Annotated in this window: 18 protein-coding genes; 15 read left to right on the top strand and 3 right to left on the bottom strand. The window is 69.6% G+C overall.

All coding sequences use genetic code 11. The annotated features are described in order from the left end of the window. Positions 1 to 21: 21 nt before the first annotated feature. From ACSQ89_RS33660 to ACSQ89_RS33590, 15 genes are all read left to right on the top strand, one after another. A complete protein-coding gene (locus ACSQ89_RS33660; RefSeq protein ID WP_436292939.1) occupies positions 22 to 297 on the top strand; it encodes a hypothetical protein in 276 nt (91 codons plus the stop codon). Next, positions 294 to 1,670: an eCIS core domain-containing protein gene (locus tag ACSQ89_RS33655; RefSeq protein ID WP_436292938.1), complete on the top strand. Its 1,377-nt coding sequence runs from the start codon at positions 294 to 296 to the stop codon at positions 1,668 to 1,670. Before ACSQ89_RS33660 ends, ACSQ89_RS33655 begins: the two co-directional genes overlap by 4 nt. Then, complete coding sequence (locus ACSQ89_RS33650) at positions 1,667 to 4,810, top strand: eCIS core domain-containing protein (protein WP_436292937.1); 3,144 nt, start codon at positions 1,667 to 1,669, stop codon at positions 4,808 to 4,810. Before ACSQ89_RS33655 ends, ACSQ89_RS33650 begins: the two co-directional genes overlap by 4 nt. Further along, complete coding sequence (locus ACSQ89_RS33645; protein WP_436292936.1) at positions 4,807 to 5,466, top strand: CIS tube protein; 660 nt, start codon at positions 4,807 to 4,809, stop codon at positions 5,464 to 5,466. Before ACSQ89_RS33650 ends, ACSQ89_RS33645 begins: the two co-directional genes overlap by 4 nt. Then, positions 5,466 to 5,837, top strand: a complete 372-nt coding sequence (locus ACSQ89_RS33640; protein WP_436292935.1) for a LysM domain-containing protein — start codon at positions 5,466 to 5,468, stop codon at positions 5,835 to 5,837. Before ACSQ89_RS33645 ends, ACSQ89_RS33640 begins: the two co-directional genes overlap by 1 nt. Then, entirely contained in the window at positions 5,827 to 6,966 is a 1,140-nt protein-coding gene (locus ACSQ89_RS33635; protein ID WP_436292934.1) for a hypothetical protein, read from the top strand. Before ACSQ89_RS33640 ends, ACSQ89_RS33635 begins: the two co-directional genes overlap by 11 nt. A gap of 13 nt (positions 6,967 to 6,979) precedes the next feature. Further along, positions 6,980 to 7,489, top strand: a complete 510-nt coding sequence (locus tag ACSQ89_RS33630; RefSeq protein WP_093103619.1) for a phage baseplate assembly protein V — start codon at positions 6,980 to 6,982, stop codon at positions 7,487 to 7,489. Positions 7,490 to 7,499: 10 nt separating this feature from the next. Next, the gene (locus tag ACSQ89_RS33625) at positions 7,500 to 7,820 is read left to right on the top strand and encodes a hypothetical protein (protein ID WP_093103621.1); all 321 of its coding nucleotides are present in this window, start codon (positions 7,500 to 7,502) and stop codon (positions 7,818 to 7,820) included. Between the two features lie 5 nt (positions 7,821 to 7,825). Beyond that, on the top strand, positions 7,826 to 8,191 hold the full coding sequence (locus tag ACSQ89_RS33620; RefSeq protein ID WP_436296884.1) for a GPW/gp25 family protein: 366 nt from the start codon (positions 7,826 to 7,828) through the stop codon (positions 8,189 to 8,191). Further along, on the top strand, positions 8,188 to 10,668 hold the full coding sequence (locus ACSQ89_RS33615; protein ID WP_436292932.1) for a putative baseplate assembly protein: 2,481 nt from the start codon (positions 8,188 to 8,190) through the stop codon (positions 10,666 to 10,668). Before ACSQ89_RS33620 ends, ACSQ89_RS33615 begins: the two co-directional genes overlap by 4 nt. Next, a complete protein-coding gene (locus tag ACSQ89_RS33610) occupies positions 10,665 to 13,628 on the top strand; it encodes a putative baseplate assembly protein (RefSeq protein WP_436292931.1) in 2,964 nt (987 codons plus the stop codon). The genes ACSQ89_RS33615 and ACSQ89_RS33610 overlap by 4 nt, the downstream gene beginning before the upstream one ends. Continuing rightward, entirely contained in the window at positions 13,625 to 15,937 is a 2,313-nt protein-coding gene (locus tag ACSQ89_RS33605) for a hypothetical protein (protein WP_436292930.1), read from the top strand. The genes ACSQ89_RS33610 and ACSQ89_RS33605 overlap by 4 nt, the downstream gene beginning before the upstream one ends. Positions 15,938 to 15,947: 10 nt before the next feature. Then, on the top strand, positions 15,948 to 19,379 hold the full coding sequence (locus ACSQ89_RS33600; RefSeq protein WP_436292929.1) for a DUF6519 domain-containing protein: 3,432 nt from the start codon (positions 15,948 to 15,950) through the stop codon (positions 19,377 to 19,379). Positions 19,380 to 19,760: 381 nt separating this feature from the next. After that, positions 19,761 to 20,444, top strand: a complete 684-nt coding sequence (locus ACSQ89_RS33595; RefSeq protein WP_436292928.1) for a DUF6088 family protein — start codon at positions 19,761 to 19,763, stop codon at positions 20,442 to 20,444. After that, a complete protein-coding gene (locus tag ACSQ89_RS33590) occupies positions 20,441 to 21,475 on the top strand; it encodes a nucleotidyl transferase AbiEii/AbiGii toxin family protein (RefSeq protein WP_436296883.1) in 1,035 nt (344 codons plus the stop codon). Before ACSQ89_RS33595 ends, ACSQ89_RS33590 begins: the two co-directional genes overlap by 4 nt. 208 nt (positions 21,476 to 21,683) lie before the next feature. Here ACSQ89_RS33590 and ACSQ89_RS33585 read toward each other — a convergent pair whose 3' ends face one another. The 3 genes from ACSQ89_RS33585 to ACSQ89_RS33575 all read right to left on the bottom strand — a co-directional run bounded on the left by ACSQ89_RS33585 (position 21,684) and on the right by ACSQ89_RS33575 (position 24,792). Further along, the gene (locus ACSQ89_RS33585; protein ID WP_436292926.1) at positions 21,684 to 22,910 is read right to left on the bottom strand and encodes an MFS transporter; all 1,227 of its coding nucleotides are present in this window, start codon (positions 22,908 to 22,910) and stop codon (positions 21,684 to 21,686) included. 514 nt (positions 22,911 to 23,424) lie between these two features. After that, entirely contained in the window at positions 23,425 to 24,099 is a 675-nt protein-coding gene (locus tag ACSQ89_RS33580) for an amino acid ABC transporter permease (protein ID WP_436292925.1), read from the bottom strand. A 12-nt stretch (positions 24,100 to 24,111) separates the two neighbouring features. Next, on the bottom strand, positions 24,112 to 24,792 hold the full coding sequence (locus tag ACSQ89_RS33575; RefSeq protein ID WP_436292924.1) for an amino acid ABC transporter permease: 681 nt from the start codon (positions 24,790 to 24,792) through the stop codon (positions 24,112 to 24,114). Positions 24,793 to 24,794 lie beyond the last annotated feature (2 nt).

Below are 24,794 nucleotides of genomic sequence, written 5' to 3'. Positions count from 1 at the left end.
GACGGAATAAGCGAGCACGCCATGCCACGCATCGTCCTCCATATCGACCGGCTGGTGCTGCGCGGGGTGGAGCGCGCCGATGCCGCGGCCGTCTCCGACGCGCTGCAGGCCGAGCTGCGCACGCTGCTGGCCGTCGGCGGCAGCCCGCTGGCCACGCAAGGCAGCGCGCACGCGCTGCAGGCCGGGAAGGTCCGGCTGCCTCACGACGCCGGCACCGCGGACCTGGGCCGCGCCGTGGCCATGCGCATCGCGGGCGGCCCCGCGAGCCCGGCTGGCAGCAAGGCAGGTGCGCCATGACCGCCGCCCTCGCCGCACGCACATCCGGCGCCGAACGCACGCAAGGCGGCGGCGCGCACCGCTGGCTGCAGCGCAAGTGCGCCTGCGGCGGCTCGGCGGGACTCGGGGGCCATTGCAGCGAGTGCGAGCGCAAGAAGGCACTCGGCCTGCAGACAAAGCTCGCCGTGGGCGCCGCCCACGATCCCCTGGAGGAGGAAGCCGACCGCGTGGCCGAACAGGTCACGCGCCCGCAGCTCGCCAGTTCACCCCGCGTGCAGCGCGCCAGCGCGCCCGCCGCGAGCGCACAGCCATCGGGCGCCGCGCCCGACAGCGTGGACCAGGTGCTGGCCAGCAGCGGCCACGCGCTCGACGCGCCACTGCGGCAGGACTTCGAGCAGCGCTTCGGCCACGACTTCTCGCGCGTGCGCATCCATGCCGACGAGGCGGCCGCGCGCTCGGCCCAGGCGCTGGGCGCCAACGCCTGGACCGTGGGCGAGCACATCGCCTTCGCGCCGGGCCGCTTCGCGCCCGGCAGCCGCGGCGGCCGGCAACTGCTGGCGCACGAGCTGACCCACGTGGTGCAGCAGTCGGCCACAACGCCGCTGGTGCAGTGCGACCTGGCGATCGAGCCCCAGGCGGCCGCACCGACGGAGCGCCCGATGAGCGAGCGCGACATCGAGGACGCGATCCGCTTCAACCAGCGCCAGTTCGGCGATCCATACTCGCTGGCGGTGATCCGCGACGTGATCGGCGTGTCGCGCTTCCCGGCCGTGTCGGACCGTGACCTCGCGCTCGGCGTGGCCCGCTGGCAGGCCTCGCACGGCGTGGCGCAAGACGGCCGGCTCGGCGCCGTCACCGTGACCTTCGTGGTGGAAGAGCTGCAGGCCGAGGGCAACCCTGGCGATGCAGCGCTTGTCATCGCCGACTTCCCCGACCGCGCGCTGCTGGACATCACCACCGCCTTCTGCAGTTGCATCCCGCGGCTGCAGTCCGAGATCGCAGACGCCAACTTCTTCGTCGGCGAATACACCGCCTGCGGCGCTGACCCGGCCAACACCACTGGAGCGCAGGTGGAGGCCTGCATCGAGGCCCGTGCTGCCGCCGCTGGGAGCACCCTCGTGACGGCGGGCACGACGGACTCGAGCGGGACGGTGCGGGTGGCGCCGGTGGCCGGGCCCTGCGGTCCGCTGGAAGAGCGGCTGACGCTGGCGCACGAGCAGATCCACTCGGTCCACACGCGCGAACTGCAGCAGCGGCACGGCCGCGGCACGCGGGCCTTTCGCACCGCTTTCAACGAGGCCGGCGACTGGGTGGCCGACGAGATCAACTCGCGCCGCACTGACATCGCCGTGGCCAACTGGATGATCGACGTGCTGAGCAGGGCCTGCCCATGAGCCGATCACGCGCCCCCCGCGGTCCCGCACCTGTCGCGTCGACGACCGCGCCGGCCTCTGCCTGGCTACAACCCAAGCTGTCCATCGGCGCACCGGGCGACCGCCACGAGCAGGAAGCCGACCAGGCCGCCGACCGCGTGATGCAGGGCGGCACCCAACCCGCGCTGACGCCGCTGCGCGCGCCGACGGTGCAGCGCGAGGACGAGGAGCGCAAGAAGGAAGCGCCGGACCCGGCCGGCGAAGGCCTGGGCGTGGTGGCCGCCAACCTGGGCGAGAACAACCCGGCCTTCGGCGTCTTCACCGAGAAGCTGGCGGCCGACTTCATGCGCCAGCCGGCGGAACTGAGCGTGGGCGTGCCGGTGTTCCTGGGCGCCAACTACGCCTTCCTCTGGAGCATGGCGATGGTGAACCCGGCCATGCGCCGCAACTTCGACGACTTCAACCTCGCGATGCTGCCCGGGCTCGTGCCGCAGTTCCCGGTCAAGACCTTCACCTACCGCATCCTGGACAGCGCGCAGACGCGCTTCGAATTCGACTTCGGCCTGGACGCCACCTCGCTGCTGGAGGCCTTCAACGACGGCGTGCTGAACACGCATCTCTCCAGCCTCAAGTTCGACAGCAGCGGCCGGATCGATACCAAGGGTTCGGCGCTGCCTTCCTTGTCGGCGATGCAGGTCCAGCTGGGCCTCTTCAGCGACGGCATCAACCTGTCAGGTGGCTTCAGGAACGGCATCTCGCCCTACCCGCTGATCGAGCCCGGCGGCAGCGTGATGGCGCAGACCCCCGCCATGCCCGACCTGCAGGCGGGCAGGCAGGACGTGCGCTTCACGCTGAACCTCGACCTGGTGCGGCTCTACCAGCACTTCAACCCGGGCAAACCCAACCCGCTGGGCCCGCAGATCGACGTCGCGCGCGAAGCGCAGCAACCCGCGCAGGCGCCCGGCGCGCGCGAGAGCGGCCCGGCCGCGACCGCCGCGGTGCAATCCACCCTGGCCGAAGGCGGCGCGCCGCTGGAGCCGGCGACGCGGCAATTCATGGAGTCGCGCTTCGGCCACGACTTCGGCAGCGTGCGCATCCACGCCGACGCGCAAGCCGCCGCCTCGGCGCAATCCGTGGGCGCGCGCGCCTACGCCGTGGGCGAGGACCTGGTGTTCAATCGCGGCCAGTACCAGCCGGCCACGCTGTCCGGCCGCCACCTGCTGGCGCACGAGCTGGCCCACGTGGTGCAGCAGGGCGGCGGCAACGGACTCATGCAGCGCGAGCTCCTCAGCGCGAAGGATCTCGACGATTTCGAGACCGACGACTTCCCCGTGAAGACGCTGGAGACCTACCTCGCGACCCACGGGCCGGGCAAGATCGAGGACAACAACGACAGCGACGACAAGGCCCGCCGCATCGTGCGGCTGTGGAAGAACAAGCAGGCGCCCTTCACGCAGCTCAGCGCGCAGCAGAAGATCCTGCTCATCCAGGAGATGCAGTCCGGCTACACCGGCAACGACGACGAGCGCGGCATCCTGGCGCTGCTGCTGGACGCGCCGCCGGCCGACCTCACCGCGATCTTCGCGGCGATCAACCCGAACGAACTCGACAGCGACTTCCACGGCGACGAAGAGGACACGCTGCGCGACTTCTTCGACCAGAAGTTCGTCGGCGGGCGCAAGTCGGCGCTGGCCGGCGAGCGCAGCCTGCGCAAGGCCAAGGCCGACGAGCCGGAGGTGAAGGCGCCGGCGGCGGCGGCCTTCGAGCCGCCGAAGGCCCCCGGTCCGCCGCGCCAGGACTACGTGTTCATCATGGGCGTCGACACGCGCGACACCTTCTATCGCGACGCCGAGGGCTTCTTCCGAGCGCACCGGCCGAAGGCGATCATCGTGACCGGCAAGCGCAACCTGGCCGACGTGCTGCGCCATGTCGCCGACAAGATCAGCGCGCCCATCGGCAACCTGTACATCGTCTCGCACGCCAACGAGGACGGCACGCTGATGTTCGGCCTCAAGCCCCGCGACCCGGACAGCAAGCTGAACGCCACCGAACTGCGCGCGGCCCTGCACCCCACGAACGGCAGCTCCGCGCTGGCGCAGGTCGGCCCGCCCCAGGTCGACCAGTACACCGTGGTGCGCATCAAGGGCTGCGACCTCGGGCGCAACGGCGAGATGCTGGACCTGCTGGACGAGGCCTTCGGCGGCCACGGCACGGTGATCGCGCCCACGCACGAGCAGACCTACGGCACCGATCCGCAGCTCGGCGACCAGGCCGCCGCCGAATTCGCGCGCGGCGATGCCGCCTTCAAGAAGAAGCTGGACGCCCAGTTTCCCGAGCCGCCCGCCGTCGACAAGAACCTCAAGGGCAAAGAGCTGGCGGCGGCCCAGAAGGCCCGGGCCCTGGCCCTGGCCAAGCGCAAGGCCGACATCGCGGGCGCGCAGAAGCAGCACGAGGCGGAACGCCGCGCCGCCACAGCCAGGGGGCTGCACTTCGAAGGCTTCTCGGGGCCGCTGTTCCAGCATCCCGGCGAGGCGAAGTTCGGCGCCGACGAGCTCAAGCCGAAGCTGCTGGCCCTGTATCCCCACCTGTCCGATGCGCAGCGCCAGTCGCTGGCCGACCGGCTGGTGAAGGACGACCCGCGGCCCGAGGCCGTGGCCAGGGCCAACACCACCTTCGAGCAGCAGGGCCAGCGCGTGTACCGCCACGACTTCACGGAGGAAGGCTTCGAGCCGGCCAATGCGAGCGAATTCATGGCCTCGCAGCGCGGCGTGCCGCAAGGCTTCGTTCCCGGCGAGCTCACCTCGACCGCCGTCGAAATCAAGGGCGTGCCCCACCGCAAATACGAGGTCAAAGGCAGCATGCCCGACGGCGGCACCCAGAGCTTCAACTTCACGACGCGGGTCCTGCTGACCCTCGACCAGTTGGCCGCGAAGGCCCGCGCCACGCTCAACAACCCGGACAAGTACGAGTGGAAAGAGGACCGCCAGCACGACGTGGCCGGCAACACCAAGCTGCGGGTCACCGCCAAGCGCGTGGTCGCCTACCTGCACCACGCCAGCCTGGACGCGTCGTTGCACGACCACTTCACGCGGCCCGAGAACGACCCGACCTTCCACGCGAAGTCGAGCTTCGCGCCACCCCCCGAGAAGCCCGCCCCATGAGCACGACGCCCAACTCCCCCAAGCTCATCAAGGGCGGCCTGGTGCTGGTCGACCCGGAATCGGCCCAGGTGCAGCGCGTGATCTCGCTGCAATACAACGCCGACTCGCTGACGCGCAAGCTGCAGGCCCAGTCCGTCGGCGGCGAAGGCACCGACCGCACCGAGCCCACGCGCTTCAAGGGCCCTGCCGTGGAGACCATCAGCTTCGAGGCCGACATCGACGCCACTGACCAGCTCGAGTTTCCCGAGCAGAACGCGAGCGCCACCGCGCATGGCATTGCGCCGCAACTGGCGGTGCTGGAGTCGCTGTCGCATCCCAGCGCGGCGCAGTTGCAGCGGGTGGACAGCCAGGCCAGCTCGGGCACCTTGGAGATCGCGCCCATGCTGGCGCCGCTGCTTCTTTTCGTCTGGGGCAAGAGCCGCATCGTCCCGGTGAAGCTGGCCGACTTCTCGATCACGGAGGAGGCCTTCGACCCGGCGCTGAACCCGATCCGCGCCAAGGTCTCGTTCAGCCTGCGCGTGCTGTCGGTGGACGACCTGGGCTTCTCGTCCAAGGGCGGAGCCTTGTTCATGACCTATCTGCAGGGCAAGGAGAGGCTGGCCGCCAAGGTGCAGCCCGTCAGCTTCTCCACGCTCGGCATCGGGGGGATTTCGTGATGGTCGATCCGATCCAGGCCTTCATGCAGGCCAACGGCCTGGCGCAGCCGGCCTTCGCCCCGGACAGCCGCTACCACGGCCTGCCGACCGCGAAGGCCACCTTGCCGGACGGCCGACAGGTGGTGTTCGTCACGCGGCGCTTCCTGCCGCCGCCGGAGAACTTCGCGCGGATGGCCACCGCCACCGTCGTGGCCGGCGACCGGCTCGACAACCTCTCCGCGCAGCACCTGGGCGCAGCCGAGCAGAACTGGCGCCTGGCCGACGCCAACGGCGCGATGCTGCCCGAGGCGCTGGTGGCCGAAGTCGGCCGCCAACTGGCCATCACGCTGCCAGAGGGCGTGCCCGCACCTGGAGCCGGAGATGTTCGCTAAGGGCATCCAGCTCAGCCTGATGATCGGCCCCATCGTGCCGATCCCGGTGCCGCGGGTGGTGACGGACGCACTCGAGAGCGTCGAGGTGCGCACCGCCACCGGCAGCGCGAGCGGCTTCCAGCTCAAGTTCTCGATCACCGCGCGCTCGGAACTCAACACCATCTTCCTGTTGGCCGGCGTCAACTCGACGCCCTTCACGCCGGCGCTGCGCGTGCTGCTGGTGATGACGCTCAACGGCCAGCCGCAGCCGCTGTTCGACGGTGTGATGACCAACGTGCAGGTTCAGCCCGGCAGCCAGGGTCAACCGGGCAGCCTGGTCGTGACCGGCGAGGACGTGACCAAGGCCATGGACAAGCAGGACTGGAGCGGCCTGCCCTTCCCAGCCGTGCCGGTGGAGGGGCGCGTGGCGCTGCTGTGCGCCAAGTACGCGCCCTTCGGCCTCATCCCCATGATCATCCCGGTGCTCTTCCCCGATGTGCAGATCCCGATCGACAAGATCCCGGCGCAGCAGGGCACCGACCTGACCTACATCCAGGAGCTGGCGCGCCAGGTGGGTTATGTGTTCTACGTCGAGCCGGGGCCGACGCCGGGCACCAACATCGCCTACTTCGGGCCCGAACTGAAGATCGGCGTGCCGCAGCCGGCGCTGAACGTGGACATGGACGCGCTGACCAACGTGGAGTCGCTCAGCTTCACCTTCGATCCCGAGAAGGGCGTGCTGCCCGTCGTGTTCATCCAGAACCAGCTCACGCGCGTCCCGATCCCGATTCCGATCCCCAACCTGAACCCGCTGCAGCCGCCGCTGGGCGCGCTGCCCACGCCGCTGTCCAACATCAAGTTCATGAAGGACACGGCCAAGATGAGCCCGATGCGGGCGATCTCGGCCGGCCTCGCGGAAGCTGCCAAGTCGCAGGACGCGGTGAGCGGCAGCGGCACGCTGGACGTGCTGCGCTACGGCCGGCCGCTCAAGGCGCGCGGGTTGGTCGGCGTGCGTGGCGTGGGCATTGCCTACGACGGGCTGTACTACGTCAGCAGCGTGACCAGCAACCTCAAGCGCGGCGAGTTCAAGCAGAGCTTCGAACTCACGCGCAACGGGCTCGTGTCGATCACGCCCAAGGTCCCCGTCTGAAGGAGCCCATCCAGTGCCCGAGAAGTTCTACGGCAAGTACCGCGGCATGGTGCTCAACAACATCGATCCGATGCAGATGGGCCGGTTGATGGTGCAGGTGCCCGACGTCGGCGGGCTGATGCCCTCGACCTGGGCCATGCCCTGCGTGCCGGTGGCCGGGATCCAGAACGGCATGTTCGCGCTGCCGATGATCGGCTCGGGCGTGTGGATCGAGTACGAGCAGGGCGACATCGACCACCCGATCTGGGTCGGTTGCTTCTGGGGCAGCGCGGCCGAGGTGCCGGCGCTGGCGCGGCTGACGCCGCCGGCGGTGCAGGCCATCACCATGCAGACACCGCTGCAGAACGGGCTGACCATCAGCGACCTGCCCGGGCCCAGCGGCGGGATCATGCTCAAGAGCGCGACCGGTGCCACCTTGATCGTCAACGACACCGGCATCTACATCCAGAACGGCAAGGGCGCGTCCATCGTGATGACCGGCCCCACGGTCACCATCAACGCCGGCGCCCTCACCATCGTCTAGGCGCAGCAGCATGTCCGGCCCCCTCCTCCACCTCGGCGCCACCGTCTTGTGCGCGCACGGCGGCCAGGCCACGCCCAGCGCCCCCGTGCCGCGCGTGCTGGTCTCGGGCCAGCCGGTGGCGACGCAGGCGGCGCCCTACCTGGTGGCCGGTTGCGCCTTCTCGCCGCCGCAGGGCAACGGGCCCTGCGTGACGGCGCAATGGATCGTGGCGGCCACGCGCGTGTTCGCCGCCGGCCAGCCGGTGCTGCTGATGAGCAGCCAGGCCATCTGCGCGCCCACCGGCACGCCGCTGGTGGCGGTGGCGGCGCAGACCCGCGTCATAGGGATGTGAACACCATGGACACCGACATCGGATTCCCCTTCCGCATCGACGGGCGCGGCCGCAGCGCGACGGTGTCGCGCGAGGCGCACCTGCGCGACCTGATCGAGCAGCTGCTGTTCACCGTGCCGGGCGAACGGGTGAACCGGCCCGACTTCGGCTGCGGCCTGATGCAGCTCGTCTTCGCACCCAACAGCCCCGAGCTGGCGGCCACGGTGCAGGCCCTGGTGCACGGCTCGCTGCAGCAGTGGCTGGGGCACCTGATGCGCATCGACGAGGTCAGCGCCGAGAGCGAGGACGCGACCCTCTCGGTGACGGTGCGCTACACGGTGCTGGAAACGCAGCAGACCGGCCAGGCGCAGTTCAGGCGGGAGATCACATGAACAGCCAATACCTCTGCAGCAACCCGGGACGCATCGCCGCCGTGCGCCAGGCCGCGCAGGCCGATCCGCCGCGGGCCTTCAACGGCATCGAATACCTGGAGGTGGTGCACGGCCAGCCGCGGCTGCTGCTGCATTTCGTGCACGACCTGTCCTTCGCGCCGCCCGCGCCGCTGACCGCGGCCAACGTCGAGATCCGCGGCGGTGTGCGCGTGCGCGACCCGCAGGCCATCGGCGTGGCGGCCAGTGGCGACGTGCTGACGGTGGAGCTGGATAGCATCGGCGACTTCTCGCGCTACCAGTTGCGGCTGGTGGCTTCGGCCGGCTCCGATGCGCCGCCCGACGGCATCGACCCGGCGCTGGCGCAGATCGCCTTCGGCTTCAAGGTCGACTGCCCCAGCGACTTCGACTGCCGCGTGGAGGACGACTGCGCGCTGCTGCCGCAACGCGCGCCCGACATCGACTACCTGGCGCGCGACTACCAAAGCTTCCGCCGATTGGTGCTGGACCGGCTGTCGGTGCTGATGCCGAACTGGAAGGAGCGCAGCCCGGCCGACCTGATGGTCACGCTGTCCGAGGCACTGGCCTTCCGCGCCGACGAGATCGCCTACTTTCAGGACGCAGTCGCGACCGAGGCCTACCTGGGCACGGCGCGCCAGCGCGTGTCGGTGCGCCGGCATGCGCGTCTTTTGGACTACGCGGTGCACGAGGGCTGCAACGCGCGCACCTGGGTGGCCTTCGAGATCGCTGCCGCGGCCGACGGCCAAATGCTCGCCGCCTGCGACGGCGCGACCGGCCTGGACGGCACGCTGCTGCTGACGCGCGCACACGGCTCGCCCACGCGGCTCGGCTCGCCCGACAGCGCGCAGGCGCTGGTCGCTGCCGGCGCGCAGCCCTTCGAACTGCTGACGCCCCTGCAGCTCTACAGCGCGCACAACGACCTGCGCTTCTACACCTGGAGCGACGAGGCCTGCTGCCTGCCGCGCGGCGCCACGCGCGCCTTCCTGCGCGACGACGAGGCGAACCGCCTGCGCCTGCGCGTGGGTGACCTGCTGCTGCTGGAGGCGCGCGCCGGCACCACCAACGGCCTCGCGCAGGATGCCGACGCCCAGCAGCGCCACGTGGTCCGCCTCACGCACGTGGACCCCGAGGCCAGCCCCGGCCGCGCGCCTTCGCCCGTGCCGCGGCGCGACCCGGTCACCGAGCAGCCGCTGGTCGAAGTGCAATGGCAGGCCGAGGACGCGCTGCCCTTCGACCTGTGCCTGTCCAAGGTCATCGCCGGCGTGCTGGTGCAGGACATGGCCGGCGCCTGCGCCAACATCGCGCTGGCCGACCACGGCTTCAGCGCGCCGCGCTTCGAGTCCCTGGTGCCGGTGCCCGGCGGCCGCGTGCCGCGCTTTCGCCTGGCCCAGCCCACGCTGCTGCCGTGGACGCGCCAGGCCCTGGTGCGCGATGCGGCCGGCCAGCCGCTGCTGGTGGATTCGGCCGCCAGTGCCACCGCCGCGTTGCGGCGCGACCTGGCCGACACGCGCGAAGCGGTGCTGGTGACCAGCGACGGCGATCGCCGCCGCTGGAGTGCCCGGCGCGACCTGCTGCAAAGCGGCGCCGCTGCCGCCGAGTTCGTGGCCGAGACCGAGGCCGACGGCCAGGTGCTGCTGCGCTTCGGCGACGGCGTGAACGGCCTGCGCCCCGGCGCGGCCGAGGCCTTGTCGGCGCGCCTGCGCGTGGGCAACGGCAGCGCCGGCAACGTGGGTGCCGACGCGATCTCCCATGTGCTGTGCAACTTCGATGGCATCACGCGGGTGCGCAACCCGCTGCCGGCCGCTGGCGGCGTGGACCCTGTCACGCTGGCGCGCGCGCGCATGGACGCGCCGCAGGCCTTCCGGCGCCAGGAGCGCGCGGTGACGGTGGAGGACTATGCCGAGGTCGCGATGCGCGACGCCCGCGTGCAGCGCGCCGTGGCCACGCGGCGCTGGACCGGAAGCTGGCACACCATGTTCATCACGGTGGACCGGCGCGGCGCCGAGGGCATGGACCCGGCCTTCGAGGACAGCCTGACGGCCTTCATCGACCGCTACCGGCTGGCCGGGCACGACGTCGAGATCGACGCGCCGGCCTACGTAGCGCTGGACATCGCGCTGCACGTCTGCACCCGGCCGGGCTATTTCGCGGCCGACGTGCAGCGCCGGCTGCTGCGCGTGTTCGCCACCACCCCGGGGGGCTTCTTCCACCCGGACCGCTTCAGCTTCGGCGAGCCGGTCTACCTGAGCGCCGTGGTCGCCGCGGCGATGGCGGTGCAAGGGGTCTCGCATGTGGAGCCGCTGCGCTTCCAGCGCCTGGGCCGGCAACCGGATGGCGAGATCGACGCCGGCCGCATTGCGATGGCGCGGCTGGAGATCGTGCGGCTGGACAACGACCCGAACGCGCCCGAGCACGGCCGCATCCAGTTCGAGGTGCATGCCTCCGAGGAGACACGATGAGCAGCGACGACACCCCCCTGGACGGCTGCCACTGCTGCGAAGGCCAGGCCGAACCCGGCGTCGTCTACAACGCGCCCGGCCTGTCGGCGCTGTCCTGGCGCATCGACACCCAGCCCGGCTTCTACCAACGCATGCTGGCCCGGCTGCCGCTGTGGCATGTGCCCGGCGTGCCGGCGGATGCGCCGCGCCCGCTCGCCGCGCTGCGCACCCGCGAACCCGATGACGCGGCCATCGCACTGGTGGACGCGTCGGCCTGCGTGGCCGACGTGCTGACCTTCTACCAGGAGCGCATCGCCAACGAGGGGTTCCTGCGCACCGCCACCGAACGTCGCTCGGTGCTGGAGCTGGCGCGCGCCGTCGGCTACGAGCTGCGGCCCGGTGTCGCCGCCAGCGTGCACCTGGTCTTCACCGTGGAGGACGCAACCGGCGCCCCGGGCATCTGCACCATCGCGGCCGGCGCGCCGGTGCAAAGCGTGCCGCCGCAGGGCAAGCTGCCGCAGGTCTTCGAGACCAGCGAGTCCATCGTCGCGCGCGCCGAGTGGAATGCGCTGCAAGCGCGCCAGACCCGGCCGGCCGACATGGCCGTGCTCGAGGTCGACGGCAAGCCGCGCCTGGCCATGCTCTATCCCGAAGGCAGCCTGGCCAGCGAGACCGCCGGCCTGCACCCGGGTGTGAGCAGCGGCAACCTGTTCCGGCTCGACCCCGGCCTGGCCGTCGAGCCCACGGTCGATGCGCTCGACGTCGCGCGCGTGTACCTCTCCGACCAGGCCAGCGGCATCCAGGCCGGCGAGCTGCTGCTCTTCGTCGGCAAGAACGGCAGCCAGCTGCGCCACCTGGTGCTGCGCGCGCTGGAGGTGGAGGACGAGCCCGCCCTGCGCCGCGTGCGCATCGAGCTGGAGCAATTGCCCGACCCGGTGACACCGGCCGCGCCCCCGCTGCTGCACTGGGCGGTGCCGATCCTGTCCTTCTCCTTCGGCGGCTACGCGCAGGCGCAGGTCGAGAGCGTACCGTTCACCAGCAGCGCGCTGGGCAGCACCATCGCCAGCAAGAGCTGGAAGGAGAACGAGCTGCAGGCCATGATCGCGATTCAGGGCTGGAGCAGCCTGCAGCTGGTGCAGGCCATCACGGGCAGCCTCAAGCCGCCGGTCAAGCCGGTGGCGCCCGAGGCCGGCGCCTTCAGCTTCTCGCAGCGGCTGGGCTTCTTCGGGCACAACGCGCCCAAGTGGGGCTCGCTGCCGGCCACCAACACCAAGGAGCCGGTCTACACGAGCGGCTGGGACGACGGCGACCCGCTCTCCGCCGGTGGGTCCTTGAGCGCGAGCCGCCGCATCTGGACCGACTCGCAGGGCACCAGCAACCTGGCCAGCACGGTGCTGCCGCCCTGCCATGCGCTGCTGGAGCGCCCGGTGCCCAAGCTCGCGCCCGGCAGCTGGATGGTTTTCGACGCGCCCAGCGAGAACGCCACCGCCTATCCCTTGTTCGACGCCCGCGAAATCTCGCGCGCCGACTATGGCCTGTCGGCGCGTGCCACGGCGCTGCGGCTGGCCGACGGCAGCGGCCAGCCGCGCAGCACCACGCCGTCGGAGGACTTCCTGTTCCGCGACACGACGGCCCATGTCGCCAGCCGGCGCCAGCCGCTGGCCGAGCTGCCGATCGAGTCGCCCGTGGAAGCGGGCAGCAAGCGCATCGAGCTCACGACCATGGTGCTGGGCCTGGCGCACGGCCAGCCGCTGGCTTTCGTCGGCCCGCGGTACGACCTGCCCGGCGTGGATGCGGCCGAGATCGCGCTGCTCGACGAGGTGGTGCACGGCGCCGGCCGCAGCGTGCTGGTGCTGCAGCAGCCGTTGACGTACAGCTACGTGCGCGAGGACCTGCTGATCCACGCCAACGTGGTCCGCGCCACGCATGGCGAGAGCGTGCAGGAGATGCTGGGCAACGGCGACGCGAAGGAGCCCTTCCAGCGCTTCACCTTGCGCAAGCCGCCGACCACGCACCTGACGGCGGCCTCGGCCAGCGGCGTGAAGAGCACGCTGGAGCTGCGCGTGAACGGGCTCTTGTGGACCGAGCAGCCCTCGCTCTACGGCGCGGCGCCCGACGATCATGTCTACACCACGCGCATCGACAACGAGGCACGCATGGAGGTCCTGTTCGGCGACGGCCGCAGCGGCGCCCGCCTGCCCAGCGGCCAGATGAACGTGCAGGCGCGCTACCGCAGCGGCATCGGCCCCGACGGCGAAGTCGCGGCGCGCACCCTGACCATGCTGCGCGCCATGCCGCTGGGCCTGCGCGGCGTGAGCAACCCGCTGCCGGCCAGCGGCGCCCAGGGGCCCGAGCAACTGGACGACGCAAGGCGAAACGCGCCGCTTACCTTGCTGGCCTTCGAGCGCGTGGTCTCGCTGTCCGACTACCAGGACTTCGCCCGCGCCTTTCCCGGCATTGGCAAGGCGCGCGCCGACCTGGCATGGGTTGACGGCAGCTCCCGCGTGTTGCTGTCGGTGGCCGGCGCCACTGGCGGCGCACCGGGCGACGAGGTCATGGACAACCTGCGCCAAGCCATCGCCGACCTGTCCGACCCGTCGCAGCCCTTCGTGCTGGGCGCCTCGGTGCTGCGCTACTTCCGCTGCACGGCCCGCATCGCGATCGACCCGGTGTACGAGGCCGACGTGGTGCTGGCGGCCTGCGCGGCGAAGCTGCAGTGGGCCTTCGGTTTCGATGCGCGCGACCTGGCGCAGTCGGTCACGGCGGCCGAACTGCTCGCGCTGCTGCACCAGGTGCCGGGCGTGGTGGCGGTCGACCTGGACGTGCTGCAGCCCTACGGCGAAAGCACGGCGGCCGACAGCGACCTGCAGGTCGTGCCGGCCTTCGGCGGGCGCTGGGACAGCGCGGCCAAGGCGATGAGACCGGCTGAATTGATGCTGCTGAACCCCGCGGCACTCGAACTGTCGGAGGCCGCGCTATGAGTCTGCTCACCCCTGAACGGCTCTACCAGCTGCTGCCGGTCATCCACCGACTGCGCGATGGCGAGCAGGGGGCGCCGCTGCGCGCGCTGCTGGCCGTGATCGAAAGCGAACTCGAGGCGGTGGAAGCCGACACCGCGCGCCTGTACGACAACTGGTTCATCGAAACCTGCGACGAATGGACCGTGCCCTACATCGGCGACCTGCTGGGCGCGCGGCCGATCCGGCCGGTGCCCTCGGCCGGCGTCAGCACGCGCGCCTGGGTCGCCAACACCATCGCCTACCGCCGCCGCAAGGGGACGGCGCTGGTGCTGGAGCAACTGGCGCGCGACGTCACCGGCTGGCCCGCCGCGGCGGTGGAGTTCTTCCAGCGCCTGGGCACGACGCAGCACATGAACCATGTGCGCCTCAAGCCAACCGCGACGGCCTGCGTGCGCGATGCCGCGGCGGCCGAGCTGGCGCAGGCCTCGGCGGGCGCGTTCGATCCCTTCGCCCACACGCTGGAGGTGCGCAATGCCGCCACGCGCGGCGGGCGCTTCAACATCCCCAACGTCGGCATCTACCTGTGGCGGCTGCGTTCGCAGTTCCTGGGCACCGGCGCGCCGGGTGCGCCGGCCGACATGACGACGGCCGACTTCATCAGCGCACGCCTCAACGCCGAAGGTTTCTGGCACATGCATCCGGCCGGCGTGGACGCGCCCCTGTTCAACCGCCCGCGCACCGAGACCGGCATCGGCGCCATCACCCAGGCCGCGCGCGAGGAGAACGCCAGCGCACCCCTGCGCGAACTGGCGCTGCATGCCGAGCTGGAACGGCTGCGGGCAGGACAGGCCGAGCCGGCGCCGCGCTTCATGACCGAGCGCGATCCCGTGCTGCGCTGCTTCGTGCAACTGGCCGGCGAGACGCTGCCGGTGGAGGTGCCGCGCGAAGACATCTGCATCTGCGAGATCCCCGACACGGTTGAACTGGCGATTCCCACGCCACGCGTGGCGGCGCTGGACCTGCGGCGCGGGCGCATCGGCTTTCCCGCCGCGCTCGAGGTGGAGCGCGTGTGGCTGCATGCGGCCCACGGCAGCGTGGCCGACATCGGTGGCGGCCCCTACGAGCGCAGCGCGGCCCTTCGCGCGGCCAACCGCGCGGCCGACGGCAGCACGGCCGAAGAAGACCCGGGAGGCTTCTTCGACCCCGAGGTCTGGCAGGTGGGCGTGTCGCACCTGCTGCCCGACGACGGAAGCGGCATCTTGTTCCCCACCCTGCGCGAGGCCGTCGACGCCTGGAACACGCAGCCGGCCGGGCGCACCGGCGTCATCGTGGTGATGGACAGCCTGTCGGAGATCGACACCGCGGCCGCGCTGGAGATCGAGATTCCCGAGGCCTCGCAACTGCTGTTGGTGGCCGGCCAGTGGCCGCTGCAGCCCATCCCCGGCGCACCGCCCGGCAGCGTGCAGCGCGTGCCCGGCCGCTTCGAGGCCCGGCAGGTGCGCGCGCATTGGGAAGGCCGGCTGCAGGTGCGCGGCACGGCCGATACCGATGCAGCGAACCCCGGCGCGCTGTTCCTGCATGGCCTGCTCTTGCAAGGGCCGCTGCTGGCATCCGGCAACCTGGGGCAACTGGAGCTCGCGCACTGCACGCTGCTGCCCGACACCGTGCTGGGCGCGCAACACCTGACGGTGGGCGCCGACAGCCCGCGCCTGCAATTGCGGCTGCTGCAAAGCCTTTGCGCGCCGGTCGCCGTGGCCGGCCCGGTGCGTGGCGTGGAGGTGGCCGACAGCATCGTCGGCCTCGACCTCGCCGGTGGCGCCGCAACGGCCGCGCTGGACGCGCCCGAGGCCGCGCTGGACCTGCAACGCGCCAGCTTCTTCGGCGCCGTCAACGCGCTGTCGCTCAATGCCAGCGACTGCATCTTCGACGCGCCGGTGCTGGCCGAGCGGCGCCAGATCGGCTGCGTGCGCTTTTGCTATGTGCCGCCGGCCTCGCAGGTGCCGCGGCGCTACCGCTGCCAACCGCAACTCGAGACCGAAGTCCGCCTCGCCGCCCTGCCCGCCACCGCCACGGCGGCCGACAAGGACGCCGTGCGCGCCGAGGTCGAGGCCACGGTGCGGCCGCTGTTTGTCTCGCGCCGCTACGGCGACCCGGCATTGGGCCAGCTGGAGCTGCGCTGCGCCGTGCAGATCCGCGCCGGTGCGGCCAGCGGCGCCGAGATGGGCGCCTACGAACACCTGCAGCAGCCGCAGCGCGAGGCCAACCTGCGCGACGCGCTGACCGAATACCTGCGCCTGGGCCTGGCCGCCAGCGTGCATTTCGCCAATTGAGGAGGACACCATGAAAGCCGATCTCTCGCGCGAGACCTTCGCGCCCGGCGCGCACTACACCGCCGTGCGCATGCAGCAAGGCCGCGTGATCACCGATGCTGATTTCAACGAGCAGGGCGACATCACGCGCCACCGCGCAGAGCGGCTGGCCGAGGATGTGATCGGCGTCAGCGGCGCGCCGGCCGAGAACGCCGGCTTCGCGCTGTCGGCCGGCATGGGCGCGCTGGCTGTGCACGCGGCCGACGCCAACAGCGTCTGGATCGCCGGCGAGGATGGCGCGCTGCTGGTCAGCACCAACGGTGGCGCGGCCTGGACCCTCGCCAGCACCGGCAGCACGCGGCACCTGCGCGCCATCGGACGCGCCGCCAACACCGGCTGGGCCGTGGGCGACGGCGGCACCGTGCTGCGCACCAACAACGCGGGCAGCAGTTGGACCGTGCAGAACGCCGGCAGCCTGCAGACGCTGCGCGGCGCGGCGGTGTTCGATGCACAGCACGCGTGGGCCGTGGGCGACGGCGGCCTGGTGCTGCGCACCGTGGACGGCGGCGCCAACTGGACGCGTCACGCCGGCGGCGTGGACCGGCTGTACGCCGTGGCCTTCGCCAGCGCGCAGGACGGCCTGGCCGTGGGGCCGGGCGGTGCCATCGTGCGTACGACCGACGGCGGCGCGGCCTGGAGCCGCGTGGACAGCGGCAGCACCGCCACGCTGCGCGCGGTGTCGCTGACCGGCGGCCAGGCCTGGGCGGTGGGCGATGGCGGCACCGTGCTGCGCAGCATCGACGGCGGCGCCACCTGGACGGCCACCACCAGCGGCAGCACCGCCAGGCTGCGCGCCGTGTGTTTTCGCGACGCCAACAACGGCTGGGTCGCCGGTGACGGCGGCACGCTGCTGGCCACAACCAACGGCGGCAACACCTGGAGCGCGCAGCCCGTGGCCGCAAGCCCGGCGTTGGCCGGGCTTGCAGTGGCCGGCACCGAGGCGCCCTGGCTGGTCGGCGGCGGCCAGGCCTGGCGCGTGGCCGCCACCGGCGCCGGCGCGCCCGCGGCACTACCGGCGGCCAGCCTGCGCATCGGCGCGGGCCGCTACTACGCGCAGGGCCAGCTGTGCGAATGGGAGCAGGCCGCCTCGCTGGCCAACCAGCCCGACGGCGGCGTGCCGTTTCGGCTCGCGGCTGGCACGCACCTCGTCTACCTGCGCGCCTGGCAACGCCATGTGAGCGCGCTGGAGGCCCCCGGCATTCGCGAGGTGGCGCTGGGCGGGCCCGACACGGCCACGCGCGCACAGCAGGTGGCCCAGGTGCGCGCGCTCGCCCTGCCGGCTGCGCCCAACAACGCCGCCTGGCACTGTGGCGCCGACGTGGCCGCCTGGACCGCTCTGACCGCGCCGCCGGCCGCCCGCCTGGCCGCCCGCGCCGAACCCGAGCTGGCCGCGACCGGCGTCTGCGAGATCGCCGCCAGCGCAGGCTACCGCCGGCTGGAGAACCAGCTCTACCGCGTGGAAATCCACGCCGTGGACACGACCGGCGCAGCCAGGTTCAAGTGGTCGCGCGAGAACGGTTCGGTCGCCTACGCGGTGCAGGAAGTCAGCATCGACACCGCCGCCAACCGCACCACGGTGCGTCTGGCCGCACGCGGCCGCGACGCCCACCTGGACCTGGCCCTGCACGACCGCGTGGAACTGGTCGACGACGAGGCCGAGCTGCAGGGCCGCGCCGGCCAGCTCTTCGAGTACCTGCACGATGGCAACGATGCGCTGGAACTGGTGCTGGCCGGCGTGCCCGCCGGCACGCTGGGCCAGGACCCGGCGCGCCATCCGGTGCTGCGGCGCTGGGACCACACGCCGACCGCGGTCGGCGAGAACGCGCTGGCGGTGGAGGAAGGCGACTGGACCACGTTGGAGGACGGCGTGCAGATCCGCTTTGCGCCCGGCAGCAGCTACCGCCCGGGCGACTACTGGCAGATCCCGGCGCGCACCGTCACGGCCGACGTGGAATGGCCGCGCGACGGCGACGGCGAACCCGTCGCCGAGCCTCCGGCCGGGGTGCGCGACGGCTGGGCCCGCCTGGGCCTGGTGACGGTGGATGCCAACGGCCTGGTCACGGCCATCTCCGACTGCCGCGACCTGTTCCCGCCGCTCACCAGGATGACGCAACTGCTTTATGTGGGTGGCGACGGCCAGGACACCACGCCCGGCGGCGCGTTGCCCGAGCCGCTGCGCGTGCGCGTGATGCGCGGCGCACTGCCGGTGCCCGGCGCGCGCGTGCGCTTCACCGTGGAGGTCGGCGCCGGCAGCGTGGGCAGTCCGCCGGCCAACGCCTTCGACGCGAGCTGCAACGCCCAGGGGCTGGCCGAATGCCCATGGCAGCTGGGCACGCCGCAGCACCAGCGCGTGCGCGCGCATCTGCTGACCAGCGGCGGCAGCCCCGTGTCCGAGCAGGTGCTGGTGTTCGCGGCCACGGCCACGACACCGACCACCAGCGATGGGGGTGGCGGCTGCGAGATCACGATCGGCGAGGGGGGCAACTTCCCTGAACTGAATAGCGAACTGCTGGAGAAGCTTCTGGCTGCGCGCCCCTCGCTGTGCATCTGCTTCTTGCCAGGCCAGCACCGCCTGGAGGCCGGCCTGCAGCTGGACGCGGCGAACACGCGACCCGCGCGGCGCCTGTCGCTGCACGGCTGCGGGCCCACGGCGGTGATCGCGGCTACCGGCCCGATCGCCCTGGCCGGCCTGGCCGCGCTGGAACTGCGCGACCTGCAGCTGACGCTGAGCGGCCGCGCGCTGATCGCGCTGAACAACAACGCCCAGGTTGAACTCGACGGCGTGCACGTGGCCGGCAGGAACGACAGCCAGCTGCCCTGGCTGGCCGTGGGCAACGCGCGCGTGCTGCGCATGCGCGGTTGCACGCTGCCGGCGGCGATACGAGCAGCGGCTGTGTTCCAGGAGATCACCAGCGTCTGCGAAATCACGCACTGCCAGTTCGCGGGCGACGTGGCGTTCTACGGCATCCCCGACCCCGAAGTGCCGCGCGAAGCGTTGCTGCGCGCGCTGCAGCCCGGCGATTTTGAGGTCCAACCCGGCACCGGCCAACTGGTCTTCGCGCACAACCTGGTGACGCGGCTGGCGCTAGGCGCGGAAACCATCAAGCTGCTGACCGTCAGACAGGCACGGGGCCTGTTCCAGACCGTGGTGCTGACGGGCAACACCTTCACGGCCGACATGGTGGTTTGTGCCGGCATCTTCATGAGCGTCATCGGCAATCACTTCACCGCCGCTGAAACGCGCGCCAACACCTACGGCATGATGGTCGCGCGCCGCGCCGCCGCGAGCGGCAACGTTGGCGAGCTGTTCGGCGACCACGCGACGCTGTGGTTCCTTGTGACGAAGGGCGAATTCCGCGGCGCGGCAAACATGGTGTTCACGATTCCGCAGTCGGTGTCGTAGCGGGGCCGAGCAGCCGCGCCTTTCAAGGAGCGTCAGATGCGCTGCGCACCGTCTTTTGAACGTTTGACAACCGGTCTCACAGAGGACAGTGCAGAACGCACTCGAACCCGTCGAGTTTCGTCTAGACCCTGCACCTTACCGACTACCCAACTGTCTGCAAATCAAGTTGGTTCGCCCCGATCGTCCAGGCTGACGCTAGATAAGCAGCGGAACGAAGCGAAGACGTAGTGGGTGTCCCAGGAGAATAGGTCCAGTTGTCCGAAATTTATATATAAAGTTCGGACACGCTGTGGTTCTGATGGCTTGCCATCTGTCCGAAGTTTATATATAAACTTCGGACAAAGGGTTCAAATGTCCCACACCGTAGATCGCATCACAGCCATGCTCGACGCCGCCGCGCCTGGCTATGTTTGGGTCCCCACTGACTTCGCCGCGTTGGGAACGCGCGCCGCCATCGACAAGACGCTGCAACGCATGGTCGCGCGTGGCGCGTTGCGCCGGATCGACCGCGGCTTGTATGACCGCCCCGCCCTCAACAGTCTCACCAAGCGTCCCGCTTCACCTGACTACCGTGCAGTGGTCGATGCGCTCGCGCGGCGCGACCAGGCCCGCATCCTCGTCGATGGAATGACAGCAGCCAACGACCTCGGGCTGACCGATGCCGTTCCGGCGCGCGTCACGATCTACACAGATACGCAGCCCCGCTCCATCCACCTCGACAAGCTCACCATCGAGTTCAAGCCGACTGCGCCGAGCCGCCTCTATTGGGCGGGTAGACCGGCCATGCGGGTCGTCCAGGCGTTGCACTGGCTCAGGGACACGCTCCCCGGAGACGGTGACCGCATCAGAAAGATGCTTGCGCGCCTTCTCAGCGATCCGAAACACGGTGACAACATCCGGAGTGATTTGACGCAAGGCTTCAGCGTTTTGCCCGCGTGGATGCAAAGCTTCCTGAGGACCATCCCGGCCTTCGACCCGATGCCAGCCACTGATCCACCTGATCCGGCAAGGGCCGCCTCACGGCGCAAGCCTTCGCCCGCCCGCACCCCGGCGGAGCCGCGATGAACACAGCCTATGAAGAAGTGATTGCATCGAGCGATGCTGACAGAGGTGCGCTCTTCGTAGAAACCGCCGCGCGCCTCGGCACCGCCGTGCAGAACGTCGAGAAGGACTTTTGGGTGTGCTGGACGCTCGACGCGTTGTTCAACGGTCTTGAGGCCGGAAGTCCCCGCCTGCTCTTCAAGGGCGGGACATCGCTCTCGAAGGCCTTCGACCTCATCCCCCGCTTCTCTGAGGACATCGATATCACGATGTTCCGCGAAGACATCGGCCAAGCCATCGATGCCGCAGAGCTTGATGGGCTCAGCGGCAAGCAGCAACGCAAAAGACTCGATGCAATTCGCGAGGCCTGTCAGGCCTTCATCAACGGTTCGCTGACAAGCCAGCTTGCGCAGCGTATCGATGCTATTGGCAAAGGCCGCATGAAACTGGAGTGCGACCCTGACGATGCCGATGAACAGACTTTGCTGCTCTGGTCCCCGGCGGCGACGGCACGCACGGATGACTACATCCGGTCCGCCGTCAAGATCGAAGCGGGCGCGAAGTCGGCCCTCGATCCGCATACGTCCGCTTCGGTCACGCCGTATATCGCGGCTGATCTTCCTGATCTTGATCTTCGCGTTGGCAACGTCATCACCGTCGAGGCTGAGCGCACGTTCTGGGACAAGATCATCATCCTCCACGGCCTGCGACAGTGGCATGACCGGCGCGGTGTCCTGCGCCATGGCGGCCAAAGGGGTTCGCGCCACTACTACGACGCGCACCAGCTCATGCGCAATGAACGGGCAACGCAGTGGCTTGGCAATCGTGATCTCGCCGCGAACTGCGCGACACATGCGCGACTCTTCTTCGGCAGTGCCGACCTCGGCCTGACGACGGCTGCGCATGGCCAATTCACGCTGACACCAACGCCCGCCATGCGCGACGCGCTGAGCGCCGACTATGTCGCCATGGCGGGAATGATCTTCGGCGACGTGCCGCCACTCAATGGCGTGCTTGCAAGCATCGAAGAGCTCGAGCGCCGGGTGAACAGGTGAGCTTTCCCCCTCTTGTCACCGCCTGACTCGAGCGCTCGTTCTCCTTAGATGTTGGCGGGTGGAACCCACGCCCCGCGACCCGCGGCGTGGCAGGCCTGGCGTTGGAGAATGGATTTGACATTCGGCGGTCGATACTGAATTCTGCAAAGCGGTCGTCCAACGCTCGCTTTGATGAGCGATCGGCCTTCTCACACGCGCCGGCAGGCCACTAGCCGATACCTCCGGCAAGGCGAGCCGATTCCGGCAAAGATTTAAGCTGGAGCATCGCCAGCACGCCGAGAGCGGGACCTGGGGCCAGAAACGCGAACACCCACCGCCATCCAAAGGCATCTGCGATCAAAGGAATCAGCCAGATCGTCACGATCGTGAGGACGAACCCAAGAGCAAGCTGCAGTGTCAAAGCTGTTCCTACATAAGATTGATCGGCAAGCTCGGTGACCATCGCCGAAAACTGCGCCGAGTCGGCCACGACGGTAAAACCCCACACCAAGCCGACGATGAGCAGCAGCCATGGGGATGAGCCGAACAGCAAGCCGATCAGAATGCAGCAGCTCCCGGAAATAGCCATCATTAGCGCGGTCGTTCTGGTCCTGCCCCAGCGATCACCTAGGATGCCGCCTACCCAACAGCCCAATGCCCCAACGGCAATGACCGCGAATGTCGCGAAGGCGGCAGCCGAGCCCACAGTCGTCCCTCGGGCTACCAGCGCCTCGGAGAAGAACAGCATGAACCACGCATACATTGCAAACAGCTCCCACATGTGGCCGAAGTAACCGAAGGAAGCCAGACGGACGCCGCGGTTGGCAAATACGCGCCACACCTGCTTGGGATCGAATGTCGCCGTTGGGAAAGGAGAGGGACCTTCCTTCACCGCGAACTCTGCAATCAAACCACCAATCAGCGTCAAAGCGGAGGTCATGTAGATCACCAAGCGCCAATCCAGCCCGCCGAGTCCGTTGATGAGATGAGGCGCCGCCTGTCCCAAGACAATCGCTCCAACGAGGATGCCGAGCGCGACTCCGCGACCTCTCCGGAACCATGTGGCCATCAGCTTGAGGGCTGGGGGATACACGCCCGCCAGGAAAAAACCTGTTGCGAAGCGAAGCGCAATTCCGATGTCGCCTGCGCCAGCGAGTTCCAAGAGCCCGTTCGCCGTGGAAGCACCAATCGTTCCGCCCAGGATCACATGCTTCGCCGAGACGATGTCGGAGAGATTCAGGAAGCTCGAGACTAGCGCGCCGAACACGAAGCCGAGTTGAACGGCGATGGTCAGCCATGCAGTGGCGCTGGTGGAAAGCGCCCACTCTTGCCGCAGTTGGGGGATCACCGCGGAGGCCGAGAACCAAGTTGTCATCGACAAAACCAGGGTGAGTGCGAGCAGCGCCAACATTTGCCAGCGACCGGGACTCTCTCCTTCTTGTGCGATCGGATTCATCGTCGTGTTCCAACGCAGAAGTTCACGACTTGGCCGATCTGTATTGGAGTTGTCAGATGCATGGGTGAGCAGGCCGATGTTTGATATGGGAGATGGACGCCGGCGATGGCTGTCCCCGCTCGAAGGAGTCCGAGATGAATCCTACGACCGTTGCCGCCGATTTGGCAAAGTCCGTGTTTCAGCTGGCGGTGGCCCATGAACACCGTGGCCTGGTCGAGACTCCAGCGCCTCACGGACAAGCCCTAAATCGAGCGGCCGAAAGCACGCATCCGCCCAACTGGAGCGAGCTCACTGTCGGCGCTGTCCCCAAGAGGAAGCCGCAGGTGTAATCCTCGGCTACACCGCTGTGATCGTCCGGGAAAGAGTAGGTCTTCACGTCGCGGCGGTCGCCGAGGTGGATCAAATCCGAGGCGGCCTTTCCAATCGGACAGGTCGCATCACCCTCGGCAAAGTCGCGACGAGGCCGCCGTCGGCATGGCGCACCACAACCCCGGCAGCCAGTGAGGCGACTGCCTCAGCGCGCCCTGATGTGCCGGTGCTCCAGCCGGCTCAGCCAGCGCACCAGCGGCCACAGCACCGCGAGATACATCAGCGCCGCCAGCACGATCGGCGACGGGTTGTAGATCAGCGACTGGGCGTCACGCGCCACCCGCAGGAGTTCGGGGATGGCGACCACGCTGGCGATGGTCGTGAGCTTCACCACCTCGATGCTGTTGCCGACCAGGTCGGGCAGCACGTTGCGCGCGGCCTGCGGAACAATCACATGCCGCAGCGCCTGCGTGCGCGTGAGGCCCGTGGAGCGCGCGGCCTCCATCTGGCCGACCGGCACGCTCTCGATGCCGGCACGAAACACCTCCGCGTAGTAGCTCGAGTTGTTGAGCATGAAACCGATCGCCACGGCCATCAGCTTCGGCAAGTCGATGCCGAGGAAGGGCACGCCGAAATAGATGAAGATCAACAGAACCAGCGGCGGAAAAGCGCGAAAGAAATCGACATAGGCTGCGAGCAGAATTCGCAATGAGCGCCTGCGCGTCTGCGTGGCCAGCAGCGCGATCGCGAGGCCCGATGCCGCGCCGACCGGGATCACCAGCAGTGACAGCCACACCGTCGTCCACAGCCCGGCGAGCAGGAAGCCGAAGACTTCTCGGTACACCGCGAGGTTGAAGAAGTTCTGGAGGATGGCGTCCATGGAGTGTGAGTTTCATCTTTTCCAACGCCAGCGCGTCTCGAGCCAGCGTGCGCTCAAAACCACCGGCAGGAAGATTGCGAGGTATGCGACCGCGCCGAGCGTCAGGGGCGTTGGATTGCCCGCGTTGCTGCTGGCCGACTGCGCGTTGTTCAGCACCTCGTTCAGCGCGACCACCGAGCCCAACGCCGTGTTCTTGGTGGTCGAGATCACGCGGTTGGTCAGGGCCGGCACCGCGATGCGCAGGGCCTGTGGCAGCAGCACGCGGCGCATCGACTGCCACCACGTGAGGCCGGTCGAGCGCGCAGCCTCCAGCTGGCCGCGCGGCAACGCGAGCAGGCCGGCCCAGATGCTCTCTTCGGCGTAGGCAGCGAGCACCAGCGACAGAGCGATCCAGGTCGCGGTGAACGAGGACATTGCCAGCTCGATGTACGGGAACGCGAAGAACAGCACGATGATCACGACCAGCGGCGGCAGCGCGCGAAGGATATCGACAAAGGCCACGATGGGCAAAGACAACCACGGCCTGTGCAGGGTGCGCAGAACGGCCAGCAGCAGGCCCAGCGCCAACCCGGTCGCGGCCACGCAGAGGCCGAGCGTCACCGTCACGCCCATGCCCTTGACGATGTCGGGCAAATAGCGCGCCGCGACTTCGGTGTTGAAGAAGGTGAAGACCAGGCGGTCGAACCAGTTCATGC

The organism is Variovorax sp. LjRoot175 (assembly GCF_964253805.1).
Taxonomy (GTDB): domain Bacteria; phylum Pseudomonadota; class Gammaproteobacteria; order Burkholderiales; family Burkholderiaceae_C; genus Variovorax.
Note: the sequence above shows the minus strand (reverse complement) of the source record. Positions and strands in the feature narration are given on the sequence as shown.

What these genes read in the sequence shown, in the direction of transcription:
- ACSQ89_RS33645 (WP_436292936.1), top strand. Translation starts at nt 4,807, where the DNA reads ATGAGCACGACGCCCAACTCCCCCAAGCTCATCAAGGGCGGCCTGGTG.
- ACSQ89_RS33660 (WP_436292939.1), top strand. Translation starts at nt 22, where the DNA reads ATGCCACGCATCGTCCTCCATATCGACCGGCTGGTGCTGCGCGGGGTG.
- ACSQ89_RS33610 (WP_436292931.1), top strand. Translation starts at nt 10,665, where the DNA reads ATGAGCAGCGACGACACCCCCCTGGACGGCTGCCACTGCTGCGAAGGC.
- ACSQ89_RS33640 (WP_436292935.1), top strand. Translation starts at nt 5,466, where the DNA reads ATGGTCGATCCGATCCAGGCCTTCATGCAGGCCAACGGCCTGGCGCAG.
- ACSQ89_RS33605 (WP_436292930.1), top strand. Translation starts at nt 13,625, where the DNA reads ATGAGTCTGCTCACCCCTGAACGGCTCTACCAGCTGCTGCCGGTCATC.
- ACSQ89_RS33635 (WP_436292934.1), top strand. Translation starts at nt 5,827, where the DNA reads ATGTTCGCTAAGGGCATCCAGCTCAGCCTGATGATCGGCCCCATCGTG.
- ACSQ89_RS33600 (WP_436292929.1), top strand. Translation starts at nt 15,948, where the DNA reads ATGAAAGCCGATCTCTCGCGCGAGACCTTCGCGCCCGGCGCGCACTAC.
- ACSQ89_RS33655 (WP_436292938.1), top strand. Translation starts at nt 294, where the DNA reads ATGACCGCCGCCCTCGCCGCACGCACATCCGGCGCCGAACGCACGCAA.
- ACSQ89_RS33625 (WP_093103621.1), top strand. Translation starts at nt 7,500, where the DNA reads ATGTCCGGCCCCCTCCTCCACCTCGGCGCCACCGTCTTGTGCGCGCAC.
- ACSQ89_RS33650 (WP_436292937.1), top strand. Translation starts at nt 1,667, where the DNA reads ATGAGCCGATCACGCGCCCCCCGCGGTCCCGCACCTGTCGCGTCGACG.
- ACSQ89_RS33575 (WP_436292924.1), bottom strand. Translation starts at nt 24,792, where the DNA reads ATGAACTGGTTCGACCGCCTGGTCTTCACCTTCTTCAACACCGAAGTC.
- ACSQ89_RS33580 (WP_436292925.1), bottom strand. Translation starts at nt 24,099, where the DNA reads ATGGACGCCATCCTCCAGAACTTCTTCAACCTCGCGGTGTACCGAGAA.
- ACSQ89_RS33615 (WP_436292932.1), top strand. Translation starts at nt 8,188, where the DNA reads ATGAACAGCCAATACCTCTGCAGCAACCCGGGACGCATCGCCGCCGTG.
- ACSQ89_RS33620 (WP_436296884.1), top strand. Translation starts at nt 7,826, where the DNA reads ATGGACACCGACATCGGATTCCCCTTCCGCATCGACGGGCGCGGCCGC.
- ACSQ89_RS33590 (WP_436296883.1), top strand. Translation starts at nt 20,441, where the DNA reads ATGAACACAGCCTATGAAGAAGTGATTGCATCGAGCGATGCTGACAGA.
- ACSQ89_RS33585 (WP_436292926.1), bottom strand. Translation starts at nt 22,910, where the DNA reads ATGAATCCGATCGCACAAGAAGGAGAGAGTCCCGGTCGCTGGCAAATG.
- ACSQ89_RS33595 (WP_436292928.1), top strand. Translation starts at nt 19,761, where the DNA reads ATGCTCGACGCCGCCGCGCCTGGCTATGTTTGGGTCCCCACTGACTTC.